Source organism: Carboxydothermus hydrogenoformans Z-2901 (genome assembly GCF_000012865.1).
GTDB lineage: Bacteria > Bacillota > Z-2901 > Carboxydothermales > Carboxydothermaceae > Carboxydothermus > Carboxydothermus hydrogenoformans.
Genome location: NC_007503.1, coordinates 876,952 through 896,049 on the forward strand (window position 1 = coordinate 876,952; position 19,098 = coordinate 896,049).

The window sequence follows — 19,098 nt, forward strand, 5'->3', positions numbered from 1 at the left end:
TGGACGGGAATAGGGGGAAATAAATGGATTTTCAGAGCCTCCTGGCAAGTATAAAGGAACGTTTCCAAAATTTAAGCAGCTTTCAAAAGCGGGCTTACGGGATTTTAATACTTACGGCGGTACTGTCGTTGTTGCTCGGGTATATTTTTTTGGGACGTCCCAGTTATACTCCTTTGGCTACCGGTTTAGATGCCAAAGAAGCGGGAGCCATTGCGGAAAAGTTGAAGGAATGGAAAATAAATTACAAGCTTGGCGATGAGGGGACAACGATTTTGGTTCCCAAAAGTCAAGTGTATGAGGCCCGGATTAAACTGGCCAGTGCCGGGGTGTTAGAAACCAACAGCGGTATTGGTTTTGAATTATTTGACCAGACCAAGTTGGGTGCCAGTGATTTTGAAAACCAGGTTAACTACCAGCGAGCGCTGCAGGAGGAGCTACGGCGGACAATTGTGCAGTTGGATGCGGTGGAGGATGCCCGTGTTCATTTAGTCCTTCCCGAAAAAAGCGTTTTTATCTCCGAGGAAAAACCGGCAACCGCCAGCATTTTGCTGAAATTAAAGCCCCTAAAAAAATTAACGCCGCAAGAGATAAAAGGGATAATTTACCTGGTAGCGAACAGTGTAGAAGGTTTAAAGCCGGAAAATGTTCAGGTAGTGGATACATACGGAAATGTGCTCTCTGACCAGGTGGATTTAAGCTCAAGTTTATCAGCGCAATCCGGACGTCAGCAAGAAATGAAAAAGCAGTTTGAAACGGAGTTAACAAATCGAATTAATAACCTGCTCACCACTATTTTAGGTCCTGGAAAGGCAGTAGTTAGTATCAATGCTGATCTGGATTTTAACCAGGAAGAAACTACCTCCCAGATCGCTCTCCCTGGGCCGCTGGTCAGCGAACAGGGGAGCAAAGAAGTGGTTTACGGAAGCCCTGGTGCTTCCGGAACGGTTGGGACGGGACCAAACACCAATCAAAATTATCCCTACATCAATGGCAGTACGAACGGCGAAGTTCAGGTTAAAGAAGACTTTACCCGCAATTATCAGGTTGGACAAACCGTCTATAAATTGGTCAAGGCACCGGGGACGGTGAAGCGGTTATCCGCCGCTATTGCTATCGATTCGGGGGTGCCGGCGGCGGACGTAAATAAAATCCGGGACATCGTAGCGGCGGCCATGGGCTATGACCAAAACCGCGGCGACCAGATAATTATCAACACCATTACCTTTGATAAAACATTGGCAAAACAAATGGAAGAACAGCAGGCGCAAGCTCAGAAGGAACAGCAGGCAAGACAAGCATTGTATAAATGGCTTGCCATAGGGGCCGGGGCCCTGGTTTTTCTTAGCATTATAGTATTTTTTGGGATACGCCGTTTTCGGAAAAAACCTGCGGCAGTTGCGGACATTTCCCCCAGAGCTCCGGTTGGAGTCAGTGAGCTGGAAGCTGCGGCTGCGGCCGAAAGAGGTCCTGGGATTATTGTAAGAGAAATGACTGCTGAACCGATAGTAATCCAGAAAGTTCAATCGGATATCGAAAAAATAAAATCGCTGGTGGACAAAAATCCGGATGAAGTTGCGATGGTACTGCGAGCCTGGCTGACGGACGAGTAAGACAGACAAGGAGGAGGCCAGATGGCCAGGGAAGAAACACGCAAGAAAAATATCAATAAAATAGCCAAGCTTCTAATTGCCCTGGGGCCGGAACATTCGGCCAAAATTTTAGCCAAACATTTTACCGAAGAAGAAATTGAAAAAATTTCCATGGCGGTAGCTACTATCGGCCAGATTACACCGGAAGAAAGGCAAAAGGTGGCAGAAGAATTTTTGGAACTTTACCAGGCCCAGGAATATATTTCCACCGGCGGTGTGAGTTATGCCAAGGAAATGCTGGAAAAAGCTTTGGGACCGCAAAAAGCAAACGAAATCATTAAAAAATTAATAAGTTTAACCACCAAAATGCCTTTTCAGATGTTGCGCAAAGCCGATGCCCGGCAGCTTATTAACTTTATTCAAAATGAGCATCCGCAAACCATCGCTTTAATTTTATCTTATCTTTTACCGGAGCAGGCGGCGATGATTCTGTCATCAATGCCGGCGGAAATGCAGAGCGATATTATCAAAAGAATTGCCACTATGGAGAGAACGTCACCGGAAGTTATCCGGGAAATTGAGGAAGTATTGGAAAAAAAGGTATCATCGGTTTTTGAACAAAACTATACAAAAGCCGGTGGTATAGAAACGGTTGTGGAAATTTTAAACCGGGTTGACCGTTCGACCGAAAAAAATATCCTCGAAGATTTAGAACAGGAAAACCAGGAGTTAGCCGAAGAAATTAGAAAGCGAATGTTTGTTTTCGAGGATATTGTTACCTTGGACGATATGGCGATCCAGCGGGTGCTGCGGGAAGTGGAAAGCCGGGATTTGGCTTTTGCTTTAAAAGGTTCTACCGAAGAAGTCAAGCAGCGAATTATGAAGAACCTCTCCAAGCGGGCGGCGGAAATGTTAAACGACGAATTGGCTTACATGGGACCGGTGCGGCTTAAAGATGTGGAGCAGGCGCAGCAGAAAATTGTGGCTATTATTCGCCGTTTAGAAGAAGCTGGAGAAATTATAATATCCCGGGGTGGTGAAGATGCCCTGGTCTTCTAAAAGTAAGCTTTTAGAAGGGGTTGCGGTAAGGCCCGACGGGGAAGCGCTGAAAATTCCCATTAAAAAAATTGTCATTTTACCAGAAGAAGTGGAAAAAAACAATGAAGAATCTTCGGCTTTATTAAACGAAGCAAAAATTAAAGCGCAGGAAATAATTAACGCTGCCCGGCGAGAGGCCGAGATAATCAGAGAAGAGGCCAAAGCAAAAGGTTACCAACAGGGTTATACCGAAGGTCAGGCTAAAGCCCGGCAAGAATTTGAAAAACTTCAAGAGACTTTAAAAGAGGAGTACGAAAAGAAAATTGCCGAAAAAGTTTTGGAAATAAACAGGGAACGGGAAAAAATCATCAAAGGGGTAGAACAGGAGATTATAGCTTTTATCGAGACTTCCCTTGAAAAGCTTTTAGGGGAGCTACCGGAGGCTGTAACGCTTTTTTACCGGAAATGGCTTGTAGACGCTCTTGCCAAGTTTTCGCAAAGGATGGTGCCGGTAATTCAGGTAAGTCCTGCTGACCGGGAGAAAATTGAAGAAATTTTACAGCAACAGGGTTTGGAAGAAAAAATACCCGTAATCACCGATACCGATTTACCGGCCGGAACGGTTGTTGTTAAGGGTGAGGAAAATTACGTCATTTCTTTAAAAATCTTTGCTGATGAAATTTTAGAAAAGCTTAAAGCTGGAGCTTACGGCGATGAGTAGGGTAAACCTTGGGTATCTCACCGAACAGATAAAGGAACATGAGTTTTTAAAACCCTGGGGTGTGGTCCGTCAGGTCATAGGTCTTACCGTTGAAGCGCACGGCTTAAAGGTTTCGGTAGGTGAGACGGTAGAGATTTTGGCTGGAAATGCTCGGGTTTTGGCCGAAGTGGTCGGTTTTAAAGAGGAAAATGCCATTTTAATGCCTTTGGGGGAGATTAACGGGATAAGCTTGGGAAGCCTGGTACGCCCGCTTCGGCGTCAGTTGCAAATTACCGTGGGTAAAAGCTTACTTGGGAAAGTGCTTGATGGCTTGGGAAGGCCTTTAAATGCCGATAAAATTTACGGCCGGCACTTTTCCCTGGACCGTAAACCTCCCAAGCCGCTGCATCGCCGGCGGATAAAAAAGCCGTTTGCCACCGGTATCAAAGCAATCGATGGCCCATTAACCTGCGGCGAAGGACAGAGACTTGGGATTTTTGCCGGAAGCGGGGTGGGTAAAAGTACTCTTCTTGGAATGATTGCCCGTTATGCCGAAGCGGATGTTAACGTGATAGCTCTAATCGGGGAAAGGGGCAGGGAGGTTTTAGACTTTATCGAAAATGATTTGGGCGAAGGGATTAAAAAATCGGTTTTGGTGGTGGCGACTTCGGAGCAACCAGCATTGTTTCGGGTCAAAGGTGCCTTTGTGGCCACGGCTATTGCTGAGTATTTTCGCGAGCAGGGGAAAAAAGTGCTCTTAATGATGGATTCCCTGACGCGGTTTGCCATGGCGCAGCGGGAGATTGGCCTTGCTGCCGGTGAGCCCCCATCTTCCCGGGGGTATACTCCCTCGGTATTTGCTTTATTACCCAAATTGGTGGAAAGAGCCGGCAACGATGATAAAGGTTCGATTACCGCTTTTTATACGGTTTTGGTGGAAGGGGACGACTTTAACGAGCCAATTGCCGATGCGGTCAGAGGACTTTTAGATGGGCATATTGTGTTAAGCCGGCAATTAGCCGGAAAGGGGCACTACCCGGCCATTGACCTTTTGGCCAGCAACAGCCGTTTAATGCCGGAGCTTGTTGATGAGCAGCATTTAGCGTTAACACTGAAAATGCGGGAAATACTTGATATTTACCGGCAAAATGAGGATTTAATTTTAATTGGTGCCTATAAGCCGGGAACCAATCCCCTCCTTGACCGGGCAATCCAGCTTGTACCAAAAATTAACCAGTTTTTACAGCAAAAGCAAAATGAAAAAGTAGATTTTACTACTACTAAGGAAATGTTGAAAACCCTATTTGTGGAGGAATAATCGATGAAAAAATTTTCTTTTCGCCTGGCCAATGTGGAAAAGATTCGCACCCAGGAAGTAGAACAGCAAAAACGTGTAGTGCAGGAAAAAATTCAAGCGGTCCGGCGCCAGGAAGAAAAGATCAACCGGATTGGGGAATCCATTGCTGCCGAGCTGAAAATTGATTCCCTTTTATTTCGCGAACATCAATTGGAGAGGATAGAGTACCTGGCTACAGAAAAGTGGCGTTTGGAAAAAGAGTTGGAAAGGCTTATAAACGAGCGGGAAAGGGCTAAGGAAGAATATCTTGCCAAAAAAATTGAGCAGAAAAAGATGGAAGTATTGAAAGAAAAAGCAAAAGCGAGTTACCGTGAGGAGCTTGAAAGGGAAAATCAATCTTTTTTAGATGAAATTTCCCTTTTTGGCTATATCCGTAGGAATTGAAAGGAGGTGAAAAGGGGTTGAAGGTAGAACAGAGCTGGCAGGGGCTCAAAATTGCTCCGGAAGGACAACTGCAAACTGTAGGAAGACCTTGGTTAGCCGACAGCTTTGAGCTTCTTTTAGCAGGTGTTCTTGGCAGCGAAAAGTACGAAACGGAACAGAAGAACGAGGATGATACTGCCGGGGTAGCAACCATAGTGCCTGTACTTACCGGTCCTTGGAATTTACCTTTACCGCAGGAAATCTTGCCTAAGGAAGAAACCGTAATAAGCAATGGTGACGGTTTTTTCGAAAGATTGCACCTCCCAAACGAAGTAGCGGGAAATGCTGAAGATGCGGAAAAGGTAAAGGTTTTCCAGGGGAAAAGTCAGGTAAAGGATGAGGCAATTAATCTGGTAGGGTTAGAAAAAGACTTAAGTCGGGAGTTAGGGGCAAAAGGTTTTACGGTAACGGAAGAGGGTATAGCGGTACCGGGTAAAGGAGTAGCAGTAGCTTTAGCGGGTGCAGGGGAAGGAAGCTTTCTTCAGGACGTGGATGGGGTAAACTTTATAGAAAAGGAATTGCCGTCGGAGCTAAAAGTGGTACCGGATAGCAAAGGGATGCGGCAGGAGATAAGCCCGGAAGGGATAAGGAACGGGAGCAGGGTTTTTGAAAAAGCGGAGCTTCTGGTAAACAAGGTAGCGGGAAATGCTGAAGATGCAGGAAAGGTAAGGGTTTTCCGGGGGAAAAGTCAGGCAAAGGATGAGGCAATTAATCTGGTAGGGTTAGAAGAAGGCTTAAGTCGGGAGTTAGGGGCAAAAGGTTTTACGGTAACGGAAGAGGGTATAGCGGTACCGGGTAAAGGAGTAGCCGTAGCTCTGGCGGATGCAGGGGAAGGAAGTTTTCTTCAAGACGTGGATGGGGTAACCTTTATAGAAAAGGAATTGCCGGCGGAGTTAAAAGTGGTACCGGGTAGCAAAGGGAAGCAGCAGGAGATAAGCACGGAAGGGATAAGGAACGGGAGCAGGGTTTTTGAAAAAGCGGAGCTTCTGGTAAACGAAGTAGCGGGAAATGCTGGAGATGCCGGAAAGGTAAAGGTTTTCCGGGGGAAAAGTCAGGCAAAGGATGGGGCAATTAATGTGGTAGAGTTAGAAAAAGACTTAAGTCGGGAGTTAGGGGCAAAAGGTTTTACGGTAACGGAAGAGGGTATAGCGGTACCGGGTAAAGGAGTAGCAGTAGCTTTAGCGGATGCAGGGGAAGGAAGCGTTCTTCAAGACGTGGATGGGACAATCTTTATAGAAAAGGAATTACCGGCGGAGTTAAAAGTGGTGCCGGGTAGCAAAGGGAAGCAGCAGGAGATAAGCCCGGAAGGGATAAGGAACGGGAGCAGGGGTTTTGAAAAAGCGGAGCTTCTGGTAAACGAAGTATCAGTAATTGCTGAAAACGGTGGAAAGAAAAACATTCCACAAGCGGAACAAGGTGAAGTAAAAGCTGAACTAAAGCTTAGCTCAAAAGAGCAGCTAACTGAGCCAAGCCAGGCGATAAAGGAAAAAGAAGCAGCAAAAACTCTTCCCAAAGCAGCTAAAGATAGCTTTCTTCGCGAAGTAAATCCGGCAAGCCATGAAAAGACAAAGCCAGCGGTTGAAATACCAACTTTTGACTTATTTCCAAAGGTAGCAAAGAATGCTCTCGATAATTTGCTTCCTGCGGAAAATTTAAAGTTTAACTTTCCCTCTTTTTTGGCCAAAGTAGAAAATTTGGTGCAAAAAGCGCAAAAGGCGGGTACCAGTTTAACTGCGTCGTTCAAACTTTATCCTGAAGAACTGGGGGAAGTAAAGGTCACAGTAAAATTAACAGGAAAAAATGTAGAAATTTCGCTAAAAGTTTTTTCAAACGAAGCTGCCTGGTATTTACAGAATGCCGGCAGGGAGTTAGCCGTAACTTTACAAAAGCATCACCTGGAGTTAAGTAGCTTTAATGTGGGGCTGGAACAGAGTAGCAATTTTTTCAATCAGAATACCTTTTCTTTCACAAAAAACAATGCTAGGCTTTCAAAGGTTAGAAATTATCAAAATGGTCCGGTAGCTGAGCCGGTATTGGAAAAAAATCCGTTAGCTGAAAAAGTTACCGGGTTGAACTGTTTGGTATAAGGAGGTGAAAGGGTGATAAATGATGTTACCGCGGTAAGCTCCCAGATGTCAACTTCCGCAAATGCTGCCTCGCAAACAAAATTGAACTTGGATAAAGATGCTTTTTTGAAAATTTTCTTAGCGCAACTGCAATATCAGGATCCCCTTAACCCGGCGGATGGTACCGAATTTATTGCCGAACTAGCCCAGTTTGGGATGCTGGAGCAGCTTACGAACTTAACCGATGCTTTAACAAAGCTTTTACAATTCGAGCAAAAGGCCCAGGCAGCAGCTTTAATCGGCAAAACGGTGAAAATAGCAACCGCCGCTGAGACGCTGGTGGAGGGGGTTGTGAGTGCCGTACGGTGGTCCGGGGACCAGATTAGTTTGGTGGTGAACGGCCAGGAGTATAGCCCGGACAAAGTTATTGAGGTGAGGTAAGGTGAGTGATATTGGCAAGATCCAGGGGTTAATAACGGTTAACGAAAAACCTGCGGCCCAAACTCTGACCAAAGCTGCACCGGGCCTAAGTTTTGAACAGCTGTTGCAGGAAACGGAGGCCAAACTCAAAGTGTCCCACCATGCGGAAAAACGTCTGCAGGAACGGGGGATTGAGCTTTCGGAGCAGGAGTGGTTGAAAATTTCCCGGGCGTTAGAAAATGCCAGGGCTAAAGGAGCCATAAACAGTTTGGTGGTATACGGAGATTTGGCGATAATTGCTTCGGTAGTAAATAAAACGGTGATTACCGTTTCCAAAACCGAACAGTTGGCGGAACAAATAATTACCAATATTGACAGTGCCATTTTACTTAAGTAAAAGGGCTGGACCGCAAGGGGGCCCTCACCCGCTGAACGACGGAGGCGGGTAAAAAATAAAAATTTAAAGGGGGAGTTAAAATGATTCGGTCACTTTATTCGGGTATTTCGGGCTTAAAAAGCCATCAGTATAAAATGGATGTTGTTGCCAATAACATTTCTAACGTTAATACTATTGGTTACAAATCCAGCCGGGTAAATTTTGAAGATTTAATTTACCAGAAAACAAACCAGTCGGGAGTTTATCCTTCTTATGTTGGCCTTGGGGTCAACGTGTCCGGAGTAGACACTATTTTTACCCAGGGCGGACTTAAATCTACAGGTCGTCCTTTAGATGTGGCGATTCAGGGCAATGGTTTCTTTGTGCTAAAAGATCCGGTAACTACCAGGACCTATTATTCCCGGGAAGGAGTCTTTTACCTTGACAAAGACGGTTATTTAATAAACGGCCATGGTTACCGGGTGCAGGACGTAAACGGTGCTGATATACAAATAAACAATCCGGAAGCTGTAGTAACTTTAACAATTCAAAACGATGGACAAATTAAGCTGGTTCGTTCCGATGGCACCACAGAATTTGCGGGTCCCATAGGCTTAATGAGCTTTAAAAACCCGGAAACCTTAGAACGGATAGGGCAAAACGTTTATTCGGCTACTATTGATACCCAAACTTCTTTTTCCTCGCCGGTAACTCCCGGACAGCAAGGTCAGGGAATCCTGGTTTCGGGCTACCTGGAAATGTCCAATGTGGATTTAGCCAGTGAATTTACCGAGATGATTGTTACCCAGAGGGGCTATCAGGCTAATGCCCGGGTGATTACCACATCCGACCAAATGCTGGAGGAGCTCTTGAATATTAAGAGATAAGATTTGAGGTGAAGTTAAAAGTGACCAAAGGAAAAACAATATTGCTAATTGTCATTGTAGCGATAGTAGCGGTACTGGCAGGTTTAGGGGGGGCTTATTTCTTATTTGGGAAAAATTCCGGGGCGGCTCCTAAAGAGCCGCCCCCTCCTCCAACTGTTATAGCCAAGTTAGGGGATATAGTGGTAAATTTGGCTGATAAAGATACTTCCAGGTATCTGCGGGTTGGGATTAATGTGGAAATCGAAGGAGAAGGGGAAGGGGCAACAAAAGTATTTGAAGAAAAAAGCGTCATTTTTAAGGATAAGGTTATTGCCTTTCTTAGAAGCAAGGAATCAACGGAGCTTGTTGGTGATAATTCCAGCGAGAAGTTAAAAAAAGAGCTCTTGAAAATTTTGCAGGACACAGCGGCGGAACTTAACAAAAAGGTCGAGAAAAAGTCCGAAAAAATTGTCATCGTAAACGTGTATTTCAGCGATTTTATTATCCAGTAATAAGGGAGGTTGTTCCTTGGGTATTCGCGATGTGGATGAATTTTTAAAAAAAATGGTTGACGATGTTCCTACATACCGGAAACCGGAATTTTCACCATTAGAGCCGGTACCGACCGGGCAAAGGAAGTTACCGATGTCCCTTTTAAATAACATTAAAATGGAGATCGTGGCCCGGATGGGTACCACCGAGCTGACCGTGCGCCAGCTTTTAGCTTTAAAAGAAGGAGATGTCCTGGAGCTGGATAAAAGTATTGGCGATTTAATCGACCTTTTTATTGACGGTCGGCGGTTTGCTGTTGGAGAAGTGGTGGTGATTAATGAAATGTACGGAGTGAGGATCACCGGCTATTCTGATGAAGATACCGGGAAAGAGGCGAAAAAAATTGGGTAGTTATTTTGTGCAAATTTTTTGGTCGTTTTTTGTACTTGTTTTGCTTCTGGCCGGTTTGTTCCTCCTTGCCCGGTACCTGAAAAACTTCCGCATCGGTTTCAAAAGCCGGTATATCGAGATTATCGACCGTTTACCCCTTTCCCCCAAAGCGGGCTTAGTGCTTTTAAAAGTCAATGATAAATATTATTTTGCGGGGTACGGTGAAGATAACGTTTCGTTACTGGATACCTTCGAGAATCCACCGGCGGAAATACCGGGATACGGTAATGTCTTTGAGAGCAGGCTAAATCAAAAAATTTCTGAAGTTGTGGGGCAGATTAAAAGTGGCGGCAAAAAATAAAAAGCTTTTAATAACGGGAATTTTATTGATATTAACTCTGGGGGTAAGTTCATTAGCGCTTGCGGAACCGCTTACCATACCCAATATCCAGCTTAATATTAACGGGCAGGGTTCGCCCCAGGAAGTGGTTAACTCCGTCAAGCTTTTGGTGCTGTTAACCGTTTTAGCTTTGGTACCTGCCTTTTTACTTTTGATGACTTCCTTTACCCGCATTGTGGTGGTTTTATCGCTGTTAAGGAATGCCATGGGTACCCAGCAAGCGCCACCCAATCAGGTTTTAATTGGCCTTGCTTTGTTTTTAACCATTTTTATCATGTCGCCGGTAATTAATAAAATTAACCAGGATGCCATCCAACCCTACTTAAATAATCAAATTACCCAGGAGCAGGCTATCCGGGCGGCTGAAGCGCCGCTGAAGGATTTCATGCTGAAACAAACCCGGGAAAAAGACCTGGCCCTTTTTATTGAATTGGCCAAATTGCCGCGGCCGCAAACCAAAGACGACGTACCTTTTACCGTAGTGGTTCCGGCTTTTATCATCAGCGAACTAAAAACGGCATTTCAGATGGGATTTATGTTGTTTCTACCGTTTTTGATTATTGACATGGTTGTTGCCAGTATTTTAATGTCCATGGGCATGTTCATGATTCCGCCGATGCTCGTAGCTTTACCCTTTAAACTTTTACTTTTTGTTCTTGCCGATGGTTGGTACCTGGTGGTCAAGAGTTTGGTAAGCAGTTTTTCTTAAAGCGGGAGAGAAGGGAAAAAATGGCTTCGCTCTATTTCATCCATTTGGCCCAAAAAAGCTTTACCGTTTTGAGCTTGCTGGTAGGACCACCGCTTATTGTTTCGCTGGTGGTTGGCTTAATAGTGGGAATCTTGCAGGCGGCAACCCAGATTCAAGAGCAAACGCTAACCTTTGTTCCAAAATTAATTGCCGTGTTTTTAACCCTTTTACTCTTAAGCGGCTGGATGCTAAATATTATGGTAGACTTTACCGGACAAATCTTTCAGGAAATGGCTAAAGTTCGCTTTTAGGAGTTCAAGATACGATGACCCAGTGGCTTATTTTTCTTATAATTGCGGCAAGGCTGGCCGGCTTTTTTGGCATCTCGCCTTTAATCATTCCGGTACGGGGTGTACCGCCGGCGGTCAAAGGGTTTTTTACCCTGATTGTAGCCTATTTGTTACTGCCGACGGTGGCAGGAAGCTTTACGGCAACGGACGTTCAGCGGAATTTTTTTCTCCTCTTAATCGGTGAAAGTTTAATTGGTCTTTTGTTGGGGTTCGTAACTTTAATCTTTGCCAATTTATATCTCGTTGCCGGACAGTATATGGACCTGACTTCGGGACTCAGCGCCGCTACCCTATTTGATCCCCTGACCCAGACCAATGCCGGATTAATGGCCAATTTTATTTATCTCTACGGCATCTTAAACTACTTTTTGGCCAACGGACACCACCGCCTCTTAACTTTTTTGACGGTGAGTTTTGAGCTAATTCCACCCGGCAAAGGTTTACTGCACCCGGGGTTAAGCGAATTACTAATAAAGATTTTCGCGTTGGTTATGTTAGTAGCGATTGAAATTGCCATACCGTTTCTCATGGTGATGCTTATCAGCGATTTAGCTCTTGGCATTTTAGCGCGAACTGCCCCGCAAATGAATGTGTTTCTGCTGAGTTTTGGTTTAAAGATTTTACTGGCCATCTTCACTTTATGGCTTTTACTTCCCGGGATTGCGTATTTTACCGGAATTTACCTGGAATTAATGGAAAAAAATCTTTTAGCCATCATAAGGGGAATAGGCTATGGCAGATGAGCAGAGAGACCAGCGTACCGAGGCCCCCACTCCCCGAAGGTTAGCTGAAGCCCGGCGTCGCGGGCAGGTTTTTAAGAGTCAGGAATTAAACTTTGCGGTAATGTTCTTAATATTCTTTTTGCTTTTGCTGGTACTGGGAGGCTACTTTTATCAGCAATTTTATCTTTTAAGTCGAAATGTTTTTCGAAATATGTTTATTGAACTTACCCCTTCTGCTGTCCGGGGACTGTTACTTTATTATTTTGGCTGGAGTTTTAAAATTGTTTTGCCGTTTTTGCTCCTGGGTATGCTTGCCGGAATAGCATTAAATTTAGTGCAGGTAGGATTTATCTTTACAACGGAGCCGTTAAAGCCAAGCTGGGAAAGAATAAATCCCCTCTCAGGCTTTAGCAGAATTTTTAGCCGGAGAAACTGGGTGGAGCTTCTTAAGAACTTTTTGAAATTTGGCTTTTTAGCGTTGGTAATTTATCTTCGGATTAAAAGTAATTTACCGCTTATTTTTCAGAAAATCGGTCAGGCACCAGCTGAATACTTTAACGGTTATTTTAGCTTAATTAAAAAAATTGCGCTGGATACGCTTCTGGTGCTCTTTCTCTTTGGAGCTGTTGATTACTGGTATCAGCGGCGGGAATATTATCAATCCCTGAAAATGACCAAACAGGAGTTGAAAGAAGAATACCGCCAAACGGAGGGAGATCCCTTAATTAAAGCCCGGTTGCGGGAACGGCAGCGGCAGATTGCTTTAAACCAAATTGCCCGGGAGGTGCCGCAGGCTACCGTTGTGGTTACTAACCCGGTGCACATTGCTGTGGCGTTAAAATACGAACGGGGCAAAATGGCGGCTCCGAAGGTGGTGGCGAAAGGAGCCGGATTTTTAGCAGAAAAGATTAAGGAAATAGCCCGGGCCCATAACGTGGAGATTGTTGAAAATGTTGAGGTTGCCCGGTTTTTATATAAAAATTGTGAAGTGGGCGAAGAAATTCCCGAAGAGCTTTACAATGCTGTGGCGGAGATTATCGCCTGGGTTTACCGCAAAAAAAGAAAAAGATAAGTTGGTGAGACTGTGGCTACCGTTTCTAAAGGTAACGCCTTCTTAAAAAATAATTACGATTTAATCGTAGCGGGGTTTGTAATTTTAACTTTGGTTTTAATCATTATTCCGTTGCCCCCCTTTATGCTGGATATTTTACTGGTATTTAGCATAACCTTTTCCTTGGTTATTTTACTCATTACCTTGTTTACCACCGAACCGCTGCAATTTTCGATATTTCCCACTCTTCTGCTGGTAATGACTTTATATCGTTTGGCCTTAAACATTTCGTCCACCAGGCTTATTTTAAGTCAGGCTTCGGCCGGACAGGTAATTCAGGCCTTCGGTAGCTTTGTGGTGGGTGGCAGTTATGTAGTGGGATTTGTGGTGTTTTTAATCATCACGGTAATTCAGTTTGTCGTTATTACCAACGGGGCTGGCCGGGTGGCGGAGGTGGCAGCCCGGTTTACCCTGGATGCGATGCCCGGAAAACAAATGGCCATTGATGCCGAATTTAATGCCGGTCTAATTACCGAACAGGAGGCCCGACAAAAACGCCGCAAACTGCAGCGGGAAGCGGACTTTTTTGGAGCGATGGACGGTGCCAGCAAGTTTGTGCGCGGGGATGCCATTGCCGGGATTGTTATCCTTCTGATAAACATCCTGGGCGGTTTGATCATTGGGGTTATCCAGATGAAAATGCCTGTATTGCAGGCGTTGCAAACTTATACCGTGCTGACCATCGGTGATGGACTGGTTAGCCAGATACCGGCACTTTTAATTTCAACCGCTACCGGAATTCTGGTAACCAGGGCGTCAGCCGATGAAAATTTTGGCCGGGAGTTTACCAAACAGGTGGGTGCTTTTCCAAAGGTTTTAATTATGGCGGCGATCATCATCTTTCTGCTGGGATTGATTCCGGCCATGCCCAACCTGTTGTTTATTTCCCTGGCGGGTCTATTAGGATACGGCGGGTATTTGGCGGTTCGCTACACCGGTCAGGTAAAAGATAAAGCCCAGCCGGTAATAGAAGTACCCAAAAAGCGGGAGCCGGAAAATGTGTTAAACTATTTTAATATTGATCCCCTGGAAATTGAAATTGGTTACAATTTAATAACCCTGACCGATGAAACCCAGGGAGGAGATTTATTAGGAAGGCTGGCCGCGGTAAGGCGTCAGTTGGCTTTAGAACTTGGCCTGTACGTTCGGCCCATACGCATCCGGGATAATCTGCAGTTGCCGCCCAATCAGTACGTCTTTAAACTGCGCGGGGCGGAAGCGGAAAAGGGTGAATTGCTGCCGGGATACGTCCTGGTTTTGGACCCGACCGGGGAAAAAACTCCGGAACAGGGCATTCCCACCAAAGAGCCGGCCTTTGGTTTGGAGGCCTGGTGGGTACGGGAAAGCCAAAAAGCAAATTTGGAGATGGAAGGATTTACCGTAATCGAACCATCGGCGGTTTTGGTTACCCATCTTACAGAGTTTATTAAAAAGAATGCTGCGGAAATTTTGGGACGCCAGGAAGTAAAAGAACTTTTAGAAACCCTCAAGCAAAACCAGCCGGCGGTGGTTGAGGAGGTATATCCGGAACTTTTAACCCTCGGAGAAATTCAAAAGGTGCTGCAAAGCCTTTTAAAAGAAAATGTTTCCATTCGGGATTTAACCAGCATTTTAGAAGCTTTGGCCGATGCCGTACGCCAGAACCGGGATCCCGACTTTTTAATCGAACAGGTGCGGCAAAAAATTCGCCGGCAAATCGTACGCCAGTATTTGCACGAAGGTAAGCTTTATGCCGTTACTTTGACCCCGCAGTGGGAACAGCAAATTGCCGAAAGTTTGCAACCAACAAGCCTGGGAATTTATCCTTTGCTGGATACTGCAAGAACCGAGCAGTTTATAGAAAAGGTAAAGCAAACTCTGACGGAAGTTACCCGGAGGGGACTGTACCCGATAATCATTACTTCCAGCCGGGTGCGCTTACCCCTGCGACGGCTACTTGACCGTTTTTATCCGCAGGCGATTTTGCTGGGCATTAATGAAATTCCACCGGATGTTGAGGTAGAAATTTTAGGGACGGTGAATTAGCGGTGAAGATCAAAAAGTATACGGCCAGAGATATGGCGGAAGCCCTCCAGATGATCAAATTTGATTTAGGACCGGAAGCAATGATTTTGGAGAGCCGAAAAGTTCGACAGCCCGGTATTCTCGGGTTTTTTAAACCGCCCGTTTTGGAGGTGTTGGCAGCGGTTGATGAAGCGGCAAAACCCAGAAAAGACGTGGCTAAAGAAACTTTTGAAGTTAAAAAGGATTTGGCCGAATTAAAATTAATGGTTAAGGATTTAGCGCGGGTAACCGGGACCGAAACGGGTAATTTTGCCCGCTGGCAGGAACGCCTTTTAAAACTTGAACTGGCACCGGATATTGTGGAGCAGATTTTGCTGGAACTGCAGGATTTTTTGGAAGAAGTGGCGCCGGAGGAAACTTCCGGAGTGGAGCGGGTAAAAGAGTATTTAATAAATTTAATTAAACCCTATTATGAAAACATCCAGGACTTTCCCTTAAAAGCATTAATTGGTCCGACCGGTGTGGGAAAAACAACAACCCTGGCCAAGATTGCCGGACGTTTGGCAATTCATGAAGAAAAACCAATACGGTTCATTACCCTGGATACCTTTCGCGTGGGGGCAGTCGAGCAGCTCAAGATTTACGGCAAGTACCTCGGTACAACGGTTAAAGTTGCCGGCTCACCGATGGAGCTTTGGCGGGCGGTGCAAAAGCAAAATGAGGGAGAAACTATTTTTATTGACACCGCTGGCCGGCCATCCAAAAAGCAAAACCAAATTCAGGAACTGGCCGGTTTTTTGGAAGCGGTTAAAAAGGAAAAAGACATTTATCTGGTGATAAGCGCTACCGTCAAACCCGAAGATGCGGAAAAAATCGCTAAAGACTTTTCCCCTTGCGGTTTTAATAAATTTATCGTAACCAAAATAGATGAAACCGATAAATTTGGAGTATTGATTAATTTAATCGTTAAATTTAAAAAGCCAATCGTTTACTTGGGCGTTGGGCAAAATGTTCCCGATGACTTAATATCTGCTACCCCGGAGCTTATCGTCGAGCAGGTGTGGAAGGGGTGGTAGGAGATGTACCGGCAGGCGGTGGGATTAATTAAAGGTAATAAAGGTAATAAAGGGGAAGCAAAAGAAAATGCTACTCTGCAGCGGATAATTGCGGTAACCAGCGGTAAAGGCGGAGTGGGCAAATCGAATTTCACGGCCAATTTAGCACTCGCGCTGGCCGATTTACAGAAAAAAATTTTAATTTTGGATGCGGATTTAGGCCTGGCCAATGTGGAGCTCCTTTTTGGTGTTATTCCCCGCTGTACGCTTTTGGATTATTTAAACAGCGAAAAAAATATTGAGGATTTAATCACGCCATTACAAAATAATGTCGATTTAATTTCCGGCGGTGCCGGACTTTTAGAACTGGCTTCGTTAAATGTAAAACAAAGGAAAAAAATTATCCAGTTAATTGAAAATCTTCCCCAAAATTATGATATAATCTTAATTGATACCGGTGCCGGGATCCATAAGGAAGTAATGAGCTTTGTTGCGGCAGCCCGGGAAGTAGTGTTAATTATTACTCCCGAACCTACATCAATAACCGATGCTTATACGATGCTGAAAATGTTAGCTCGGTACCAGCTTAAGCAAAAAATCTACCTGGTGGTGAACCGCGTTCGGGATGAAAAAGAGGGCGAAAAAATTGCCGAACGCATTACACTTGCCGCCAATAAATTTCTAAACCTCAATATTGAAAAATTGGGGTACCTATTGGAAGACCGCTCCCTTTCCGAAGCGGTAAGGCAGATGAAACCGTTTTATTTGCAATTTCCCAATAGTTTGGTCACCAGAAACTTGAAAAAAATTGCCCTAAAGCTTACTTCAGATAAATTAATCGAACAAAAAACCGACGGTTTTGCCGGATTTTTCACCAAGCTTTTAAGAATTTTTGGATAGGTGATTTATGTTGCAGGAGTTTTTAAAACTTGAGCTTTATCCCAACCCGGCGGTAAAAAAAAGCTTTCCGGCGCAGGTTCAGGAGGTTAAAGAAAAAACCTTTCTAATTCTTGGACCTTTTGACCGGGGTACTTTGCTTTTCCTGTATCCTGCCCAGGAAGTTTTAATTGAATACGTTGCCGAAGAGTGCCGTTATCAATTTTCTACCCGGGTAGTACGCCGGTTGCAAAAGCCTTTTTTCGGTTACGAGTTACTGCTTCCGGCTCCCGATGAGATACAAAGGATTCAGTTACGCCGTTATGTTCGGGTGAAAAAGGTTTTGGATGTTTTTTATGCTCTGGTTAAGAAGGATGAGGAATTAAACTGGAAAAAGGGGAAATCGGTAGACATAAGTATTGGCGGAATTAAGCTGGCAACTAACGAGCCTTTGTCCGTGGATGCCTGTGTAAAGCTTCGATTTTACATAGAATTGAAAGGTAATGTTGTGGAATTTGTACTGGATGGTTTGGTCAAACGGGAAGAAAAAAAAGAAAACCATGTGTATCATTACGGAATTGAATTTGTAAACATCAGCCGACAGGAGCAGGATACACTTTTTGCGTATTTGTTCCAGGAAATGCAGAAGTCGCGAAGGATGTTGGCCGATGGGAAGTGAGAGCTTGGATGTGGCCGGTTTGTGGAGGGAATATCGGCGAAATAAATCATTGCAACTGAGAAATGAGTTGCTGGAATATTACCTGCCTTTGGTCCGCAAGGTTTCCGCGGCCATGAGTTTAAAACTTCCCACCCACCTTTCCCGGGAGGATATCGAGGGCTACGGCATTATCGGGTTGATTGAAGCGGTGGAAACGTATGATCAGAACCGCGGGGTGAAGTTTGAATCGTACGCCTCTCTTAAGATTCGGGCGGCAATCATTGACGAGCTGCGGAAGCAAAACTTCCTACCCCGTTCGGTGTGGGATAAGATAAAAAAAGTAACCACCAGCGAAGAAATGCTGTTAAACGCCCTGGGGGAAGAGGTGCCGGTAGAGAAGGTAGCGGAGCAGCTGGGAGTAAGCGTCAGCGATGTTTTAAAGATAAAAACCTTAATTGCTTTAAAAAATCACCTTTCCTTAGATGAGATTATCGACCCCGAAGGTTCGGTTGACCGTTTTGCAGGGCTGGCGGATGATGAAAAGTATTCGCCGGAAAACAAATTTTTAAAAAGGGTTGAGATAGAAGAATTGCGAGAAGCGCTAAAGAGGCTTAGTGACCGGGAGCGGTTAATTTTACAGTTATTTTATGTAGAAGAGCTATCGCTTAAGGAAATTGCCGCAGTGCTGGACATCTCCACATCCCGGGTTTCCCAGATAGCTTCAAAGGCTTTAGGGAAATTACGGAAATTGTTAAATGAAGGGGTTGGAGTTTAATGCTAAGGGGCATTTATATTTCTGCTACTGGCCTGAAAGCAGGACTTAAACAGTTAGATACCGTTGCCAACAACATAGCCAACATCAATACCGTTGGGTACCGGGCCGATATAACGGTCAATTCCGGTTTTGAGGAAAAGATACTTAATTATGCGGGTAAAGAGGTGGGGAAGTTAGAGTACGGGGTTAATCCCGATATAAATTATTTGGACCTGTCTTCCGGGAAGTATGTCCCTACCGGGCGGAATTTAGATTTTGCCCTGGTGGGAAACGGTTTTTTTGTGGTTGAAACACCTGCAGGCTTGAGATATACCCGGGCCGGCGATTTTCAGGTAAATAGGGACGGTTATCTGTGCTTGCCCAACGGCAGCAGAGTTTTGGGCGAAAAGGGACCGATTAAAATCGATAATGAAGAACTTTACGTGGAAAAAGACGGGCGGATTTACAATAAAGAACGCTCGCGGTATATTGACCGGTTGCGGGTTGTTGAGCCGGTGGATCCTGTGGCTTTGGAAAAAGTCGGAGGGAATTTTTTTGTAACTGCGGCCAACAACGTGCGTCCGGGTAATGCTTTGGTTTTGCAGGGCTATTTAGAGCAAAGCAATGTTGACCCCAATCGCGAATATCCAGCGTTGTTAGAAAGTTTAAGGTATCTTCAAAGCAATGCCCGGGGGCTCAAAGTACAGGATGAGCTGCTAAGCAAGGCGGTAAATGATTTAGGAAAAGTACGGTAGGTTAAGAG

The 19,098-nt window shown here is 44.9% G+C and carries 22 protein-coding genes; all 22 read left to right on the forward strand.

From position 1 onward, the window contains the following. Positions 1–23 precede the first annotated feature (23 nt). The 22 genes from fliF (at position 24) to CHY_RS04670 (ending at position 19,090) form a co-directional block, all read left to right on the forward strand. Positions 24–1,610 (forward strand): flagellar basal-body MS-ring/collar protein FliF, encoded by a 1,587-nt coding sequence (gene fliF / locus CHY_RS04565; RefSeq protein ID WP_011343916.1) that lies wholly within the window; start codon positions 24–26, stop codon positions 1,608–1,610. A gap of 21 nt (positions 1,611–1,631) precedes the next feature. Further along, positions 1,632–2,648 (forward strand): flagellar motor switch protein FliG, encoded by a 1,017-nt coding sequence (gene fliG, locus CHY_RS04570; protein WP_011343917.1) that lies wholly within the window; start codon positions 1,632–1,634, stop codon positions 2,646–2,648. Beyond that, positions 2,632–3,348: a flagellar protein gene (locus tag CHY_RS04575; protein ID WP_011343918.1), complete on the forward strand. Its 717-nt coding sequence runs from the start codon at positions 2,632–2,634 to the stop codon at positions 3,346–3,348. The genes fliG and CHY_RS04575 overlap by 17 nt, the downstream gene beginning before the upstream one ends. Then, positions 3,341–4,645: a flagellar protein export ATPase FliI gene (fliI, locus tag CHY_RS04580; RefSeq protein ID WP_011343919.1), complete on the forward strand. Its 1,305-nt coding sequence runs from the start codon at positions 3,341–3,343 to the stop codon at positions 4,643–4,645. Before CHY_RS04575 ends, fliI begins: the two co-directional genes overlap by 8 nt. Positions 4,646–4,648: 3 nt before the next feature. Beyond that, positions 4,649–5,068, forward strand: a complete 420-nt coding sequence (locus CHY_RS04585) for a flagellar export protein FliJ (protein ID WP_011343920.1) — start codon at positions 4,649–4,651, stop codon at positions 5,066–5,068. A gap of 17 nt (positions 5,069–5,085) precedes the next feature. Next, positions 5,086–7,194, forward strand: coding sequence for a flagellar hook-length control protein FliK (locus CHY_RS04590; protein ID WP_011343921.1), 2,109 nt, complete (start codon positions 5,086–5,088; stop codon positions 7,192–7,194). A gap of 12 nt (positions 7,195–7,206) precedes the next feature. Continuing rightward, positions 7,207–7,614: a flagellar hook capping FlgD N-terminal domain-containing protein gene (locus CHY_RS04595; protein WP_011343922.1), complete on the forward strand. Its 408-nt coding sequence runs from the start codon at positions 7,207–7,209 to the stop codon at positions 7,612–7,614. Position 7,615: 1 nt separating this feature from the next. Beyond that, positions 7,616–7,990: a TIGR02530 family flagellar biosynthesis protein gene (locus CHY_RS04600; protein ID WP_011343923.1), complete on the forward strand. Its 375-nt coding sequence runs from the start codon at positions 7,616–7,618 to the stop codon at positions 7,988–7,990. Positions 7,991–8,070: 80 nt separating this feature from the next. Beyond that, positions 8,071–8,856: a flagellar basal-body rod protein FlgF gene (gene flgF, locus CHY_RS04605; RefSeq protein WP_011343924.1), complete on the forward strand. Its 786-nt coding sequence runs from the start codon at positions 8,071–8,073 to the stop codon at positions 8,854–8,856. Between the two features lie 20 nt (positions 8,857–8,876). Continuing rightward, a complete protein-coding gene (locus tag CHY_RS12700; protein ID WP_011343925.1) occupies positions 8,877–9,347 on the forward strand; it encodes a flagellar basal body-associated FliL family protein in 471 nt (156 codons plus the stop codon). A 16-nt stretch (positions 9,348–9,363) separates the two neighbouring features. After that, positions 9,364–9,738, forward strand: coding sequence for a FliM/FliN family flagellar motor switch protein (locus tag CHY_RS12705; protein WP_011343926.1), 375 nt, complete (start codon positions 9,364–9,366; stop codon positions 9,736–9,738). Next, positions 9,731–10,078 (forward strand): flagellar biosynthetic protein FliO, encoded by a 348-nt coding sequence (fliO, locus tag CHY_RS04620; RefSeq protein ID WP_041537657.1) that lies wholly within the window; start codon positions 9,731–9,733, stop codon positions 10,076–10,078. The genes CHY_RS12705 and fliO overlap by 8 nt, the downstream gene beginning before the upstream one ends. Next, positions 10,062–10,826 (forward strand): flagellar type III secretion system pore protein FliP, encoded by a 765-nt coding sequence (gene fliP, locus CHY_RS04625; protein ID WP_011343928.1) that lies wholly within the window; start codon positions 10,062–10,064, stop codon positions 10,824–10,826. Before fliO ends, fliP begins: the two co-directional genes overlap by 17 nt. A gap of 20 nt (positions 10,827–10,846) precedes the next feature. Then, positions 10,847–11,116, forward strand: a complete 270-nt coding sequence (fliQ, locus tag CHY_RS04630) for a flagellar biosynthesis protein FliQ (RefSeq protein WP_011343929.1) — start codon at positions 10,847–10,849, stop codon at positions 11,114–11,116. Between the two features lie 14 nt (positions 11,117–11,130). After that, positions 11,131–11,898, forward strand: a complete 768-nt coding sequence (locus CHY_RS04635; RefSeq protein WP_011343930.1) for a flagellar biosynthetic protein FliR — start codon at positions 11,131–11,133, stop codon at positions 11,896–11,898. Then, a complete protein-coding gene (gene flhB / locus CHY_RS04640; protein ID WP_011343931.1) occupies positions 11,888–12,949 on the forward strand; it encodes a flagellar biosynthesis protein FlhB in 1,062 nt (353 codons plus the stop codon). The genes CHY_RS04635 and flhB overlap by 11 nt, the downstream gene beginning before the upstream one ends. Before the next feature lie 12 nt (positions 12,950–12,961). Then, on the forward strand, positions 12,962–15,013 hold the full coding sequence (gene flhA / locus CHY_RS04645; protein WP_011343932.1) for a flagellar biosynthesis protein FlhA: 2,052 nt from the start codon (positions 12,962–12,964) through the stop codon (positions 15,011–15,013). A gap of 2 nt (positions 15,014–15,015) precedes the next feature. Next, positions 15,016–16,068: a flagellar biosynthesis protein FlhF gene (locus CHY_RS04650; protein WP_011343933.1), complete on the forward strand. Its 1,053-nt coding sequence runs from the start codon at positions 15,016–15,018 to the stop codon at positions 16,066–16,068. Positions 16,069–16,071: 3 nt separating this feature from the next. Continuing rightward, the gene (locus CHY_RS04655; protein WP_011343934.1) at positions 16,072–16,947 is read left to right on the forward strand and encodes a MinD/ParA family protein; all 876 of its coding nucleotides are present in this window, start codon (positions 16,072–16,074) and stop codon (positions 16,945–16,947) included. Positions 16,948–16,954: 7 nt separating this feature from the next. After that, positions 16,955–17,602, forward strand: a complete 648-nt coding sequence (locus CHY_RS04660; protein WP_011343935.1) for a flagellar brake protein — start codon at positions 16,955–16,957, stop codon at positions 17,600–17,602. Next, the gene (locus CHY_RS04665) at positions 17,592–18,356 is read left to right on the forward strand and encodes a sigma-70 family RNA polymerase sigma factor (RefSeq protein WP_011343936.1); all 765 of its coding nucleotides are present in this window, start codon (positions 17,592–17,594) and stop codon (positions 18,354–18,356) included. The genes CHY_RS04660 and CHY_RS04665 overlap by 11 nt, the downstream gene beginning before the upstream one ends. Further along, positions 18,356–19,090, forward strand: a complete 735-nt coding sequence (locus CHY_RS04670; RefSeq protein ID WP_011343937.1) for a flagellar hook-basal body protein — start codon at positions 18,356–18,358, stop codon at positions 19,088–19,090. The genes CHY_RS04665 and CHY_RS04670 overlap by 1 nt, the downstream gene beginning before the upstream one ends. Positions 19,091–19,098: the final 8 nt, after the last annotated feature.